The following is a 14431-nucleotide window of genomic DNA, read 5'->3' as shown; positions in this document are numbered from 1 at the left end:
GCGGGCTATCGGGTTCGGTATCGGCAGGCGTCACGGACATGACGATCGGACAGCGTGCCGAGGGTCGAGCCGAGAACCAGGTTGAGGATCAACGATGGCCATGCTCCTGCCTTCAAGCTCTGATACAGGGAAGCGATGGAGAGCAACGCCAGGATCCATAGCAGGATTCGGGCCCAGTTCGCGTGGGTGCGGTGCAACACGATCGCCGCGGGAATGGCCAGAACTGTTTGCACCGCGCTGATCCCCACCAGGATCCCGGTCAACGTGGCGTCCTGGATCAGGAGCGCACCGACGACAGCGGAGGTGAGGCCGATCACCGAGCCGACAATCCACACGATGGCGCTGTAGGTGATGTACTTGCGGACTCGATTAACGTCCCAGGCAACTTCGGCGGCATTCCCCATCCGGTTGCCGTGTTCCCTGCCATCCGGATTCGACATGTGGCTCTCCCCTGCGCGTTCGTCTGCGTATCCGCACGATAACCCGCCGAGGCCTGATTAGCTATTCAGTCGATCCAGGCCTTGCAACAGTGTGAAAAGCTCCGCGCTGCCGCGTGATTCGTCCGCGAGCAGTTCGGCCAAGGCAGCGTGGTCGCGGGCCGAACAGAGCTGGAGTCCGGTCGCTTCCCGGTTGGTTTGCAAGGCATTCCCGTATTGGCCCCAGAACTCCGGATCGTGAATCGCGGCGAGGGCGGTGAATTCGTAGTTTCCGTTGACGAGATCGATCCCGAAGCCGGTGCGTTCGATGTGCGGGGCACCGTGTTCGATCGGCCGGCGTATCGGTTCGGGGAGGTGATTCGGGTGCGCCAGCTGCTCTTCGAACTCGCGGCGTACCGTCTCCTCGATCGCGAAAGCGGCGTGCGGGTCGATCATCGGGCGGTGGAAACCGTTCGGGAGCACGAGCACATGGTCCGGTTCGGCCCGGCGCCGGGCGAACGCATACAGGGTTGCCACTCTGCCCACGCACGGACGGCCGCTGAGGTCGAGCACGGTCGCCAGGTCCGGAAGCCATCGATCCCGTAACGGCATATTCTCGTTGCGCGTCACACAATCCGCGAGCTCGGCCGCCAAGAGACCACTCGCGACCGCATACTCCGTGAGACGAGACGGACCGAAAACCGCCCTGTCTTGGGTGTCGAGCACGATTCCTTCGGCGAGCCGCTCGATGACCGCCTGCGTCGCGGCATCATCCAACTCGATCCCGCGAACATCTTCCGGCGCAACGAACATTGTCGCGTCCGGCGGGCCGCTGAGCCATTCCGGCCCGGTCGTGATCGTGGTGGCGACACTCTTCTCGCCGAAACGAACCCGGTGGAGCGCCTCGCTTCCGTAGTACTCGCCGAGCGTCCGCGCCATTGCCTCGCGGCTGATTCCCGCGCGGCGCGTGTTGCGTTCATGCACCGTCTGCACGTCCAGTCGCGACCACCGATCAGCGACCCTCGCCCGCGCCGTTCCCGGTGCCCAACCGGCCTGGGTATCGACCCATGCGCAGGTCGCCATCAATCCGGACAACGGCCCCGCGGACCGGCTCACCCCGGCGCCCCGGCCCTGCGGTGCTCGGCGAGTATGTGCCAATCAGATAACGACATGTCTAGACGATAACAGATGGGGCGACTCGGTGAAACGCCGACCATCGCGCGTGCGTCCTGTGCTGTGCTGGCTACCACGTCTTGCCGCCAGTGCGCTGCGGGTCCGCTATGCAGCGGAGTCGCCGGTGAAGGCCGTATCCCACAAGCTGCTGGTTCTGCTGCTCCATCAAGGTGTCCGCCCTTGGGGCGCGATCGTGTGAGGGGGTTACGATTCTCGCGGCTGGCCGCGCTTTTTGGCGTCGACCGTCAGGTGACACCCTACCTTGACTTGTACAACAACACGTTTACTCGCCGCGAAGAAGACTGAGCTGGAATCGGCTGGGTTCTGGAATGAGGTGAAGTGCTTGCCCGGCGAATTCCGAAATTGAGTGGGTTTCTCGTTGAATCCGTATTGCTTCACGACTTCGCCGACCGCTTTGACAGCCTGTTCGAACTGCTGATCGGGTAACTGCACGCGAACGATTTGATTCGACAGGTTGTGCGTCTCGCCATCACCATTCAGGCATCCCGCCCGACCCACACTGTCGTGGGTGTCTTCCCAATTGGCGAGGCTCGGTATCGATTGCGTCAGCTGCTGCTTGATCGCTTGTTCCATCTGCTCGTAACGTTGTACTGCCTCGTCAATAGTCGGCATCTTCGAGAGCCGGTCGTGCTCTGCGCTTGGATTGTTCATGTCGACCCCCTCCGAAGCTGGCTGATCGGTTACAGCACCGCACGCAGACACGGACAGCATCGCTGCGGCGGATACGGTAGCCAAGGAAATTTTTGTTGTTTTCATGGTTTTGTTGTTTTCATGGTTACGGTGTTCCAAACGCAAGTCCGGGTATGAAATAGCTGCCGTCGCGTATCGCTCGATCAGCCTGTGTGTCGGGCATGGCAAGATCAGGGTGGCCAGATCCAACGGCCGCGATATTGTATTGGCTGGTGGTCCCGTCGTGTAGATATTCGCTATGACCAAACGCGGGGGCCAACGGATCTCCTCCAGTCGGACTGCCTTTGATGTTGGTGCTCAGGTGTTGAATATTGGGATCACTATAGGTGTCAGGTCCAAGTGGCCCACCGTGGCCTGTGGGCAACTGGAACAGATCTGATGTCCGGCCGGCTGCGGGTACGTAGTCGGTTGCAGCCTCTTCGCTGTAGATATGTCCACCGTTGACATGGGGCTTATTCCAGCCTTCGCCAGGTGATCCGAAGAGGACGGAATCGTTGACGGGTGTGTTGTGGCCGAGCGCTTCGCCGGTCGTGGTGGATCCATACGAGTGTCCTAGCGCAGTGAGGTGTAGTGGTGCGTTGTTGGTTTCGTGTGCCGCGCCCACTCCGTTGAGGAACCCTGCAAGCTTGTCGCCGCCGTGCTGTGCCGCTTGCGGAAGCGCCACTGACTGACTGCTCGCGATCTCATCGACTTGGGGCGCTTGATACCCGATCCAGGTTACGGCCGCGTTCGTACTGTCGTCTCCGACAGCCTGGTTGATGCTGTTCTCCTTCTGCACGAGATCCGCCATGTTGGCGTCATATCCCTCAAGGGAGCCGTCGACTGTGGTGGTAAAACCGGGGGCGAAGACGTTGACGTTCTTCGCGCCGTCAATGTCGCCGATTCCGATCGCTGCTTCCATTCGCGGATGGGTGTCATCGAGCACAAGCAGCGATCGGTTGCCACGGTGCATGGTTTCTTTGATCTTGTCGAGCGACTTGAGCTTTGCCTCGATGTTTTTGATCTCGTCAACGCTGCCACTGTTCTTGAGTTGCTGCAACAGCCGTGCTCGCATCGCCGGGATACGGTTCATGTTTGCCTTCGAACGTGCGGCGGCGGGAAGCCCGTTCAGGTTTCCGATCTTGTCCGGGGTCGCTCCGATGACCGCGCCCTGCTCGGCTTTGGACAAGGTGCCCCACCACGCGGCGTTCTGAGTTGCCGTGCCACCTGCTGGCGGATCGGGAGTAGTGAGCGCCATTGCGGCGGTACCCGCAGCGGCGGCGGTGGTGAGGTTCCCCGTTTGCCCGACTCCGTATTGACCTGCGCCCGCCTTGCCGAACACACCCGCCAGATCGGCATCGATATCGGTTGCGGTGCGCACGACTTGCTCGAGCTTGGCGGTGATCTCCTGCTTGGCGCCTTCGCGGTCTTCGGGGTGCATGTCCGGCGGGAGTGGTTTCCCGGCGAAGGTGTCGGTGACTTCGCCGTTCTCGCCGACCTCGAAGCCGTATTTGCGACCGAACTCTTCGGCTTCGTTGATCTGTCGTGGCAGCGGCCTCACCGCATCGGATGCCTGCGCCAGGCCTTTGACGATCGCGGCCAGCCCTGCCGCGTGGCGGTCCCCTTGTTGGACGAGTTTGTCGTGCACGGCCATCGCGCTGGCGGAACTCTTGCCGGTCCAGTCGCCTTCGCTGATTTTCGCCCCGGCGAAGTCATCGCCCTCGCTGGTCAGTATTTGAAGTTCGCGCTGGACTTCGCTGCGGGCCTGTTCGAGTTGGTCGGCGTTCCACTTCCGGATATCGCTGATGGAAACCATGTTTCAGCGACCCCCGTGCTTGAACCGGTCGCTGCTGTCGAGTTCGTTCGCCGAATAGCTGGCGTCTGCGGCGCCCACCTTCGTCCCCTGGGTAGCAATCGCCTTGCCCCACGCGGGTACGTCCTGCGTCAGCGAACACCCTGATGCGGCGGCGCCAGCGGTGCCACGGGCAACGCGGACCCGACCTTGCCGAACCCACTGGCCAGATCGATACCGCCGATCTTCCCGCCAGCCGCGCTCGCTCGTTGCGCATATGCGCGCATCGCAGGTGAGACCACCCCAAGGTCACCAGGCATATTTCCCTCCACGCAATTCCGACCACCCACTGCCGAGGGTAAACGATCGAATGCGCAGAAGACATGAGTAGAACTACTCAACCGAGGGCAGAAATATGCGCAACACCCGTGCGCGGGACACCGGGACAGGCCGCACTGCCCCGATCGGAAACACCTGAATTCCGGCCCATTTCCGTGGCTGGGACACCCTGGCCCGACCGGAGAAGTTGGGGTTTCAGCAGGTCACAGCGAGTATTGCGGCGTCCGGCAAGATGCCCCATTACCGGGACAGTTGGGCCACCTGGGACAGCGCCGCGTACCTGGCTGTCCCGCTACCCGCCCTCGCTGCTCGGTGCATCCACAGCAAGGCCCACCGGGCAGCTCACCCCGGTGCCGCCGATTCCGCAGTACCCGTTCGGCACCTTGTGCAGATACTGCTGGTGGTACTCCTCGGCGTAATAGAACTGGGCCAGCGGCGCGATTTCGGTGCTGATCTCGCCCTTGCCCGCGGCGCGCAGGGCTTCGCCGTAGCGGGCGGCGCTGTTCTCGGCGGCGGCGCGCTGCTGCTCGCCGACGTAGTAGATGGCGGAACGGTATTGGGTGCCGATGTCGTTGCCCTGGCGCATGCCCTGGGTGGGGTCGTGGCTTTCCCAGAAGATGCGCAGTAGTTCGGCGTAGTCGATGTCCCCGGGCCGGTAGGCGACGAGTACGGCTTCGGTGTGGCCGGTGAGCCCGCTGCACACTTCTTCGTAGCTGGGGTTGGGGGTGTATCCGCCGGCGTACCCGACCGCGGTGGAGTAGACGCCGTCGAGGCGCCAGAAGATCCGTTCGGCGCCCCAGAAGCAGCCCATTCCGAACACGGCGGTGCGTGTGTCTTCGGGGAATGGGGGCAGGATGCGCCGATCGGGGTGGACGGCGTGCGCCGGCGGTATCCGCATGGGCTCGTCCCTGCCGGGCAGTGCCTCGGCTGCGGTTACAGTTTTGGTCTTGTCACGTCCGAACAGCGCCATAGGTCAAGGTTAGGGGCAAGTGGGGTGAGCGTCGAGCGGCTGCGTGCGGTCTGGGAGGCGATGGGCACCCGTGACCCGCTGTGGGCGGTGTTCAGTGAACCGGACCGGCGCAACGGTGGCTGGGACCTCGAGGAGTTCATGGCGACCGGGGTGCGCAATGCGGCGTGGCTGCACCGCAAGCTGGCGGACAACGGTCTGGAACTGGGTGAGCGGCTGCTCGATTTCGGTTGTGGGGTGGGCCGCCTTTCCTGTGCGCTGGCCGAACGCGGGCATCGGGTGACCGGGGCGGACATCTCGCGCAGCATGGTGGCGCTCGCGCGGCGCTACAACCGGGTCGGTGCGCGTGCGGAGTTCCACGCCTACGACGGGCGCACGCTCCCGTTCGAGGACGGCGCGTTCGATGGTGCGGTCAGTCTCGTGGTGCTCCAGCACTTACCGCCGCCGATCCAGGTCACCGCGCTGTTGGAGATGCTGCGGGTGGTGGCTTCCGGCGGTCTGGTCGTGGTGCAGGTGCCGATCGCGCCCCGGGTCCCCGGCCCGCTCGCGGAGTCGGCGAGCCGGGCGCAGTTGCGGGTGCTCGCCGCGCCGGAACGCATCTTGGCTGGTCAGACTGCGATGCTCCGGGTGGAGGTGACCAATCGGGGCGATGCCGTCTGGCCAACGGAATCCGGGATCCTGCTCGGTAACCATTGGCGCAGCGGGCAGCGGATGCTCGTGCGGGACGATGGCCGCGCGGGTCTGCGGCACGCGGTGGAACCGGGTGCGGTGACGGTGCTCGAGCTCGAGGTCACCGCGCCGGAGCGGCCGGGGAATTACGTCCTGGAACTGGATCTGGTGCAGGAACTGGTGCGCTGGTTCGCGGAAGCGGGTTCCCCGGTGGCGCGGCTCGATGTCGAGGTCTCCGAGGGAGCCCCGGACCCGGTCGAGCGCCCCGCGGATCCCGACGGCGGGATCGAGATGCACCCGATGCCGGATTCCCTCGTGCGTGAACTGGTGCAACACTGCGGTGCACGAGTGCTGTGCGCGGTACAGGACAATTTCGCGGGCGAGCCGTGGCACAGCCGCACGTACCTCATCCGCCGATAAGAGCCGACAAGCGCCGATAAGACTGGGATCCGAGACGACGATGAGCTGGCAGGACGAGCTCGAGCAGCTGGACAACGAACTGGCCGAGGGCAAGATCGACGCCGGTGAGCACCGCCGCCGCGCGGACGATCTGCTCGCGGGCGCTTCCGGGCCGACCGCGGGTCCGGCGGCGGGCTGGCGTTCGCAGTCGCCGAGCCGCAACGCCGAACGGGACACCCAGCAGCTGCGCCCGCCGTGGGAACGCGGTCCTGCGGTCGGGAAAACGGAGGCGGAACCGGAGAAGAAACCGGTACCGGAACAGACTCCGCAGGAGTTGACCAATCCGATCCCGCCGGTTCCCCCGGTCGAACCGCAGAAGGAACCCGCGAAGGAGCCGACGTTCCCTCCGGTGCCCCAGCCCGCGGTGCCCCAGGCCGTGCAGCAGCCGCCGTGGCAGCGCCAGCAGAGACAGCCCTCCGCGCCGGTCCCCGAACTGCCGGAACCGAAGCAACCGCGCCGCAAGCTCTCCCAGTCCGGCAAGCTCCTGCTCGCCGGGGTCGGCGGGGTGCTCGTGCTCGCGCTCATCGCACTGCTCGTGTGGCTGCTCGCGTTCCGGAACGTGTCCGAGTCCGCGCCGCAGCGCCAGGCTCCGCCCCCGTCCCCGGCGAGCACCGAGGCAACCGGTCCCGCCGTGCTCCCCTCCGGGCTCGCCGAACGCCTGCCGAAGCTGCCGGGGGTTCCGCTGAAGGCCCCGGACATGCAGCCGATCGACTCGATCGTGAAGGCCGGGTACTACACCGAGCAGATCGCGCAGAACATCCAGAAGGCCGGCCCGAAATCGATGCTGGTGCGCCAGTCGGTGCGGTCCGGTACCGAGGTCTACCTGCTCGCGGTCATCCCGAGCACCAGTCAGCGCAACTGCCAGCTCACGGCTGCCGGGCTCAACGACTTCCAGCGCTCGCTCGGATTCACCGACACCCACGACGGGATGCTCGGCGCGAACACCAGCACGCTGAACCTCTCGAACAAGCAGGGCGTGTACTACCGCGGCGCGTACTGCTCGGACCGGATGACCGTGCTCGTCGCCTCCGCCACCGCGAAACTGGACAAGGCGGACAGCCTCAAGTCCGGCTACGCGGGCTTCGGTAAGTCCGTGGCCAAGGCTTTACCACCCAATTGAGCTGAGTCGGCCCGCTCGATCACTCGATCGTGGCGCGGTGCACAATGAGTCGAACACGCTCACGGATTTTTTCGCAAAGGGGGCCGCGATGACCTGGCAGGACGAGCTGCGCAGGTTAGAGGATGACCTGGTGAACGGCCGGGTTTCGGCTGAGGACTACCGCATCCGTCGCGACCAGCTGCTCAGCTCGGCGAACGCGTCCCCGCCGCCGGACACCTCGATGGACAGCACCCAGTTCATCCCGCCGATCACGGACACCGGAGCGGACGCCACCCAGGTCGTCGGGCGCCAGCCGCAGCAGCAACCACCCCAGCAGCCCCAGCAACAACAATGGCAGCCCGGCCAGCAGCCGCAGGCCTACCAGCAGGGCTATCAACAGGGTTACCAGCAACCTCAGCAGCCGCAGCAGGGCATGTTCGATCAGCCGCCGCAGGAGGACAACGACCCGCCGTGGGCAGGTGACGAGTTCCCGCCATTGGCCGCGGGCAGCTCCGAGTGGGTCAAGCAGGGACCGGAAACCGGTGAGCAGAACAAGGGTGCCCGCGGCAAGGTCATCGGCATCGTCGCCGGGGTCGTGCTGATCGTGGTGCTCGCCGTCGGCGCCTGGCTGCTGTTCGGCCAGAGCTCGGGCTCGCAGCCGCCGCAGGCGGGCGGGGACAAGAACAACGCCCAGGGCCAGGGCGGCGGGGAACAGCCGAAGCCGAAACCGAAGCCCGATCAGCTCGGCCTGATCGATCCGCCCGGCCAGCCCGAGGACCACGCGAACGTGAAGGACCTGCAGAGCCTTTCCGGCGCGAACTACCTCAACCCGCAGGAACAGCAGGCCTATACGAACGCGGTGGTCGGCAAGACCGTGTTCAAGGTCAGCCACCAGGGCGAGAACACCTTCGCACTGGTCGCGGCGAAAGCGAGCACCCCGCAGGGTGCGACCGAAGCGGTGAAGGAGCTCAACGACGCCGAGCTGTCCAACGGCATGAAGAAGCTCGACGGTCAGCCGAAGGGCGTCGCCGCGGCACAGGTCCAGCCGAACAAGGCGGGCGAGAACAGCGAGATCCGCGCGCATTACGCGCATGGCACGGAGATCGTGCGGGTGCACGTCTACGGTCCGGACTTCGCCACCGTGCAGCAGCAGTTCACCAAGGTGCTGCAGGACCAGCTGAAGGCCGTTCCCGCCGATGGCTGAGGCGGCGCGGCGAACGGCGTGCACCGTCGTCGCGGCCAACTATCTGCCCGCGGCACGCGTGCTCGCCGCCAGCTATCTCGCCACTCACCCCGGTGACGAGTTCTGGATCACGGTCATCGACGCACCCGCCGAGCGCGACGAGTACGAGGCGGGCGCGCGCATTCTCGGGCCCGCGGCCTTCGGCATCGAGCCAGACGAATACCTGCGCATGGCGACCGCCTACTCGGTGACCGAACTGGCCACCGCGGTGAAGCCGTTTCTGCTGCGGGTGCTGCTCGAACACAGCACGGTCGCGGTGTTCCTGGACCCGGACATCACGGTGTACGCGCCGATGCCCGAACTCACCGAGCTCGCGATCGAGCACGATCTGGTGCTCACCCCGCACGTGCTCGGCCCGATGCCGCGCGATGGCAAGGAACCGGGTGAGGGCGTGATCATGGGAACCGGGATCTTCAACCTCGGTTTCCTCGCCTGCGGACCGGGAGCGGGACCGTTCCTGGATTTCTGGGCGGAACGGCTGCGCACGGACGCGATCGCGGCCCCCGAGGAGCAGCTGTTCACCGATCAGCGCTGGGTCGACCAGGTTCCCGCGTTGTTCCGGCACACGGTGCTGCGCGACCCCGGCTTCAACATCGCCTACTGGAACGCGCACGAGCGCGAGCTGGAGAAGGGCCTGGACGGCGCGATCCTGGCGAACGGCGCTCCGCTGCGGTTCTTCCACTTCAGCGGGTACCGCCCGGAGCGGCCCTGGCAGCTGAGCTATCACTGCGCGCGCGAGCCTCGGGTGGTGCTCTCGGCGAACCCGATCCTGCGCGAGCTCTGCGATTCCTATGGTGCGGCGCTGAAAGCCAATGGCTACGCGGAAACCCTCGAGGCGATCCCCTATGGATTCGCACGGCTGGCCGACGGCACTCCGATCACCTCGGCTATGCGCAGGCTGTTCCGCGGCGCGTGGATCGAGGCGGAGCGCCCGGATTCCGCGCGGCGTTCCCGAACCGTGGAACCCGTGCCACCGCACGCTTTCGACGGCACCGACGCCTTCGCGCGCTGGCTCGCGGGACCCGCGGACCGGGCACAGGAACGCAGCGGGCTGAACCGGCTGCTGATGTCGGTGTGGAGCGGTCGGCCCGATCTGCGCCGTGCCTTCCCGCGCCCCTACGCGCAGGACAACGCCGGATTCCGGTACTGGTGCGGGCAATCCGGGGTGGCCGAGTTCGGCCTGCCCTCCTGGGCCCTTCCCGCGCACTCCGAAGCCCGGACCGTCGCGGTGGACAAGCGGCCCGGGGTGAACATGCTCGGTTACCTCACCGCGGAGCTCGGACTCGGGGAAATGGCGCGGTTGCTGCACGATGCGGTCGCCGCCTCGGGGATTCCGATCAGTTCGGTCGTCGAGGAGAAGGCGGTCTCCAACCGCACCGCGCTCGCCCGCCCGGAGACCGAGGGCGCGGCGCGCTACGGGGTGAGCCTGCTGTGCGTGAACGCGGACCAGACCCAGGTGATGGCCGAGGCGCATCCCGAGGTGTTCGCCGACCGCTACCGCATCGGGTTCTGGGCCTGGGAGCTCGAGGAGTTCCCGGAGTGGCTGCATCCGGCCTTCGAACTGGTGGACGAGATCTGGACGGTCAGCGAGTTCTGCGCGCGGGCGATCCGCCGGCACACCACGCTGCCGGTGAAGGTCTTCCCCGCCCCGGTGCGCGAGATCGCCTCCGTGGAGCCGAAAACCAAGGGATACACCCAATTCCTGTTCGCCTTCGACTTCAACTCGGTCGGCGAGCGCAAAAACCCTTGGGGCGCGGTGGATGCGTTCCGGCAGGCCTTCGGGGACCGCGAGGACGTGCGGCTGGTGCTCAAGGCGATCAATCCGGATCTGCATCCGATCGCGGCGGAGCGGCTGCGGATGGCCGTGCTCGGGGACGAGCGGATCACGCTGCTCGAGCGCTACCTCTCCCCGGAAGACCTGCAGGCGCTGTACGCGGACAGCGATGCCTATGTCTCGCTGCACCGCAGTGAGGGCTTCGGGCTCACCGTTGCGCAGGCGATGGTCATGGGAATCCCTGTCGTGTCAACGGATTACTCTTCGACGACCGAGTTCGTGGACGATAAGACCGGGTGGCCGATCCCCTATTCGCTGGTTCCGGTCGGCAAGGACTGCTTCCCGTACCACGAGGACGCGTTGTGGGCGCAGCCGGACATCCGCGCCGCCGCCGAGGCGATGCGCCGGATCGCCGACGACCCGGCCGAGGCCGCGCGCCGGGCCCGGGCCGCGCGGGAGTACATGCTGCGCGAGCACTCCATGACCGCGGCCGCCACCTGGGTCGGCGAACAGCTGCGCGCCGCGCACGCCGCCTGGCTGGCCAGGCGGGAGCCCGTGCCGGAGCCGGAACCGATCCCGGATCCCTTGGCGCCACTGGATTCCGCGCGTGCCGCGCTGGACTGGCGCGCCGAACCAGGGACGAGCGCGCGCAATCCGCTCGCCCCCGCCGTGCGCAAGGCGATGCTGCGGCTGCTCGATCACTACGACGTGCACCAGCGTGCCGTGCTCGGCGAACTCACCAGTGGTGGCCAGGACACCGCACGGCGGCTGCTGCAACGCATCGAGTGGCTCGAGGCGACGGTGGATTCCTTGCGTGCGAAGGCGGATGAGACCGGATCGAACACCGACCGGCTGACCGCGCTCACCGATGATCTGCACACCGGCTACCGGGAACTGCGTGCCGAGGCGCCGGGGAATGCCGTGCGGATCGGCAATCTGGAACGCGATCTCGATGAACTGCGCACCGGATTCGCGGGCAATGCCGAGGAAGTCGGGGCCACCTTCGCGGATATCAACCGGCAGTTCGCCGAACGCGATGCGCGCTCGGACAACGACGAGTACCAGATCGCCGAACTCAACCGGCGGCTCACCGCGGCGGACGAGGCCGCACGGCTGCGCCACGCCCCGCTTCCGGACGGCACCGAGGTCGTGCGCTGTGACGCCGGTGATCTGCTCGTGCCACGGGATGCGGTGATCCTGCCCTGGTTGCGGTACCACCGCAGCTGGGAGACCGCCGAAGCGAAACTGATGGCCGAGCTGATGGGCGAGGGTGCTTTCCTCGATATCGGCGCGCACGTCGGATACCACAGTCTCGCGCTCGTACGCAGGCGCGGAGCGGTGCGGCGCATCGTGGCCGTCGAGGCCGATCCGCTGAATGCCTTGCTGCTGCGGCGAAATCTCGCGGTTAACCTGCCCGCGGAGGCGGCCAGCGCGGTCGAGGTACTGGAACTCGCCGCTTGGGACACCGAGACGAGTGTGCGGATCGATCGCGTCGAGGCCGAGAACAGCGGCGACATCCGGGTGCACACCGGAGAAGGCGGCACCCGGGTTTCCGCGGTTCGCCTCGACGCTCAGTCCCGCGTGCTCGCCGGACGGGTCGACGTGATCAAGACCGATCTGCAGGGCAGGGACCACCGTGCCTTCGCCGGGCTCGCCGGGCTCATCCAGCGCGACCGCCCGCAGCTGGTGGTCGAGTTCAGCCCCGAGGCCATCGAGGAACTCGGCGATGACCCGCGCGCCGCGCTGCACGGTTACCGGGAAGCGGGCTATGCGGCCATTCCGGTCACCGAGAGCGGCCCGGAAACCGAGGCCGGTGATCCGGATGCGCTCGTCGCGCGCGCCAGGGCGAGCGAACCGGGGCTGCTCACCCTGTGGCTGCGGCCGAGTTGAGCAGCCAGAAGGAACGCATGCTCGCCGGTGAGCCCTATCTCGCCGAGGATCCCGAGCTCGCCGCCGATCGGGCCCGCGCGGAACTGCTGAGCGAGCGGTTCAACACCTGCCCGGCGGGGAATCCCGGGGAACGCCAGACCGTTCTCCGCGAACTGCTCGGTTTTCTCGGCGAGGATGCGGAGATCCGGGCACCGCTCTATGTGGACTACGGCTACCGGATCAGCATCGGCGCGCGCACCTTCGTCAATTTCGGCGCGACCTTCCTCGATGTCGCGAAGATCAATATCGGCGCGGATGTGCAGATCGGGCCCGGGGTACAGCTGCTCACGCCGACCCATCCGCTCGATCCGGCGCAGCGCCGCGCCAAATGGGAAGCCGGGGAACCGATCACCATCGGCGACAACGCCTGGCTCAGTGGCGGGGTCATCGTCTGCCCCGGGGTGCGCATCGGGGAGAACGCCGTGGTCGGTGCGGGATCGGTGGTCACCAAGGACCTACCGGCCAATGTGCTCGCGGTCGGCAACCCGGCCCGCATCATTCGCGAACTCTGAACCTATTTCGGGTGTTGCTTGAGCATCTGCTCGAGTTTGTCGAGCTGTTTCGGGCGCAGCAGCGGGGCTTCCCCGGTCGCCATGCCACGCTCGAGCATTTCGAGCACGACGACCTTGGAATTCACGATCATGTTCTGAATCTGGGTCAGCCCGCCGTCCATATCGTCATAGGCGCCGAAGGAGACATTGCTGAAGATGTTCGAGGCGTATTTGTCGAGCGGGAGGCTGAACGAGTCGCCGAGCACGACCGCGGGCTCGTCGATCATGCCCTTGGCCGGTTGGTTCCGCACGGTGGTCACGGAGCGCAGGCTCGTGGGTTGTTCCGGTGTGCCACCGGAAACCCCGTCCGGGCTGAGCCGGTACTGCGGCCATGGCTCGGTCTGGTCGCTGCCGAGCAGCCGGGCGAGATCACCGGTACGGGTCGTCGATGTGACCTTGTCGGCCTTCCAGGTCCTGCTGACCCCGGGCTGGATCCGTTCGCAGACGGCACGCAGCGCGGCGATCGCGCTCATGTCCTCCCAGTGCGTGTCGTTCTTGAAATAGATCTCGTCCGGGTCCACCTTGCGCAGATCGGTGAGCGTTTTGCGGACGTCGAGAATATGGTCCTGTTTTTCGATCTTGGGCCAGAATTTATCGCGGTACCCGGTCATGCATTTCTTGCCCGCGTACTGATCCGGCATGTACTGGTTCAGAATGGTCGACTTGTCCGGTGGGACGAGCACGACCGGGGTGCGCCCGGAATCGCGGAGGATCTTCTCGAAACGGGCGACCGAGGCGATCACGTCGTTCATCGAGCGCACCGTCACGCATTTCATGCTGACGTCCATGCCGTAGAACAGCCAGCCGTCCTTGCCGCGGATCACCTCGGGGTACTGGTTGCGCTTGGCGGCGACCTCGGCCTCCGGGGTGACCGAACTGGCGCCACCCGTGGAGGGGCCGAACGGGGAACCACCGGAACCCTCGCCCTTGGGCGGCAGCTCGCCGAAGATGCCCTGGCTGATCGCGTCCTCGGCGCGCACCCCGCCCTCACGCAGCGGAAGGTTGTCCGTTGCCCACTTGTCCAGGCCGGTGAACATGCCGAAGCCACGGTCCGGACCGGGAAGGGCGGCCAGCTTGTGGTTCTCGAACTCGGTCGGGCGGATGCCGATCGCGTATGCGATGGCGGGGAGTAACAGGAAGGCGACCGCGCAGATCAGCGACACCCGCTGGGTACGTCCGTGCCGCGGCCGGTGCAGCGGATGCTTGGGCGGCAGCCACGACTCGTATACCGCGATCGGTACCGTCGTCTCGTCCGGTGCACCGTGGACGGGCCTGCGTCGACTCACCGGGACACCCTAAATCATTGCCCTCTGACCTGCACAAATGGGTC

At 66.2% G+C, this 14431-nt stretch carries 11 protein-coding genes; 5 read left to right on the top strand and 6 right to left on the bottom strand.

The features are described 5' to 3' along the window. Nucleotides 1-5: 5 nt before the first annotated feature. The 5 genes from AD72_RS29960 to msrA form a co-directional block, all read right to left on the bottom strand. Nucleotides 6-440, bottom strand: a complete 435-nt coding sequence (locus tag AD72_RS29960) for a signal peptidase II (RefSeq protein ID WP_156365424.1) — start codon at nucleotides 438-440, stop codon at nucleotides 6-8. A 57-nt stretch (nucleotides 441-497) separates the two neighbouring features. Beyond that, nucleotides 498-1400, bottom strand: coding sequence for a hypothetical protein (locus AD72_RS29955; protein WP_231645036.1), 903 nt, complete (start codon nucleotides 1398-1400; stop codon nucleotides 498-500). 393 nt (nucleotides 1401-1793) lie between these two features. After that, the gene (locus AD72_RS36015; protein WP_156365423.1) at nucleotides 1794-2405 is read right to left on the bottom strand and encodes an LppA family lipoprotein; all 612 of its coding nucleotides are present in this window, start codon (nucleotides 2403-2405) and stop codon (nucleotides 1794-1796) included. Continuing rightward, nucleotides 2386-4095, bottom strand: coding sequence for an alpha/beta hydrolase (locus AD72_RS29950; protein WP_031469987.1), 1710 nt, complete (start codon nucleotides 4093-4095; stop codon nucleotides 2386-2388). The genes AD72_RS36015 and AD72_RS29950 overlap by 20 nt, the downstream gene beginning before the upstream one ends. Nucleotides 4096-4702: 607 nt before the next feature. Continuing rightward, nucleotides 4703-5380 carry a peptide-methionine (S)-S-oxide reductase MsrA gene (gene msrA, locus AD72_RS29945; protein WP_031469986.1) on the bottom strand — a complete coding sequence of 226 codons (678 nt, stop codon included), beginning with the start codon at nucleotides 5378-5380 and terminating at the stop codon, nucleotides 4703-4705. A 24-nt stretch (nucleotides 5381-5404) separates the two neighbouring features. Between msrA and AD72_RS29940 the strand changes: the two genes are divergently transcribed. The 5 genes from AD72_RS29940 to AD72_RS29920 all read left to right on the top strand — a co-directional run bounded on the left by AD72_RS29940 (nucleotide 5405) and on the right by AD72_RS29920 (nucleotide 13062). Beyond that, nucleotides 5405-6466, top strand: a complete 1062-nt coding sequence (locus AD72_RS29940) for a class I SAM-dependent methyltransferase (protein ID WP_051899156.1) — start codon at nucleotides 5405-5407, stop codon at nucleotides 6464-6466. A gap of 40 nt (nucleotides 6467-6506) precedes the next feature. Then, nucleotides 6507-7625, top strand: a complete 1119-nt coding sequence (locus AD72_RS29935) for a hypothetical protein (protein ID WP_037347828.1) — start codon at nucleotides 6507-6509, stop codon at nucleotides 7623-7625. Nucleotides 7626-7713: 88 nt separating this feature from the next. Next, nucleotides 7714-8808: a hypothetical protein gene (locus AD72_RS29930; RefSeq protein WP_051899155.1), complete on the top strand. Its 1095-nt coding sequence runs from the start codon at nucleotides 7714-7716 to the stop codon at nucleotides 8806-8808. After that, the gene (locus tag AD72_RS29925) at nucleotides 8801-12511 is read left to right on the top strand and encodes an FkbM family methyltransferase (RefSeq protein ID WP_031469983.1); all 3711 of its coding nucleotides are present in this window, start codon (nucleotides 8801-8803) and stop codon (nucleotides 12509-12511) included. Before AD72_RS29930 ends, AD72_RS29925 begins: the two co-directional genes overlap by 8 nt. Then, nucleotides 12508-13062 (top strand): sugar O-acetyltransferase, encoded by a 555-nt coding sequence (locus AD72_RS29920; RefSeq protein ID WP_031469982.1) that lies wholly within the window; start codon nucleotides 12508-12510, stop codon nucleotides 13060-13062. The genes AD72_RS29925 and AD72_RS29920 overlap by 4 nt, the downstream gene beginning before the upstream one ends. A gap of 2 nt (nucleotides 13063-13064) precedes the next feature. Here AD72_RS29920 and AD72_RS29915 read toward each other — a convergent pair whose 3' ends face one another. Next, nucleotides 13065-14387, bottom strand: coding sequence for an alginate O-acetyltransferase AlgX-related protein (locus tag AD72_RS29915; RefSeq protein WP_156365422.1), 1323 nt, complete (start codon nucleotides 14385-14387; stop codon nucleotides 13065-13067). Nucleotides 14388-14431: the final 44 nt, after the last annotated feature.

It is taken from the genome of Sciscionella sediminilitoris, assembly GCF_000737195.2.
In the GTDB taxonomy this organism is placed as follows: domain Bacteria; phylum Actinomycetota; class Actinomycetes; order Mycobacteriales; family Pseudonocardiaceae; genus Sciscionella; species Sciscionella sediminilitoris.
This window is presented reverse-complemented; position numbering and strand designations above follow the sequence as displayed.

Excerpts from the sequence above, each read along its gene's own strand:
- AD72_RS29960 (WP_156365424.1), bottom strand. The coding sequence starts at position 440 with ATGTCGAATCCGGATGGCAGGGAACACGGCAACCGGATGGGGAATGCC.
- msrA (WP_031469986.1), bottom strand. The coding sequence starts at position 5,380 with ATGGCGCTGTTCGGACGTGACAAGACCAAAACTGTAACCGCAGCCGAG.
- AD72_RS29925 (WP_031469983.1), top strand. The coding sequence starts at position 8,801 with ATGGCTGAGGCGGCGCGGCGAACGGCGTGCACCGTCGTCGCGGCCAAC.
- AD72_RS29935 (WP_037347828.1), top strand. The coding sequence starts at position 6,507 with ATGAGCTGGCAGGACGAGCTCGAGCAGCTGGACAACGAACTGGCCGAG.
- AD72_RS29930 (WP_051899155.1), top strand. The coding sequence starts at position 7,714 with ATGACCTGGCAGGACGAGCTGCGCAGGTTAGAGGATGACCTGGTGAAC.
- AD72_RS29950 (WP_031469987.1), bottom strand. The coding sequence starts at position 4,095 with ATGGTTTCCATCAGCGATATCCGGAAGTGGAACGCCGACCAACTCGAA.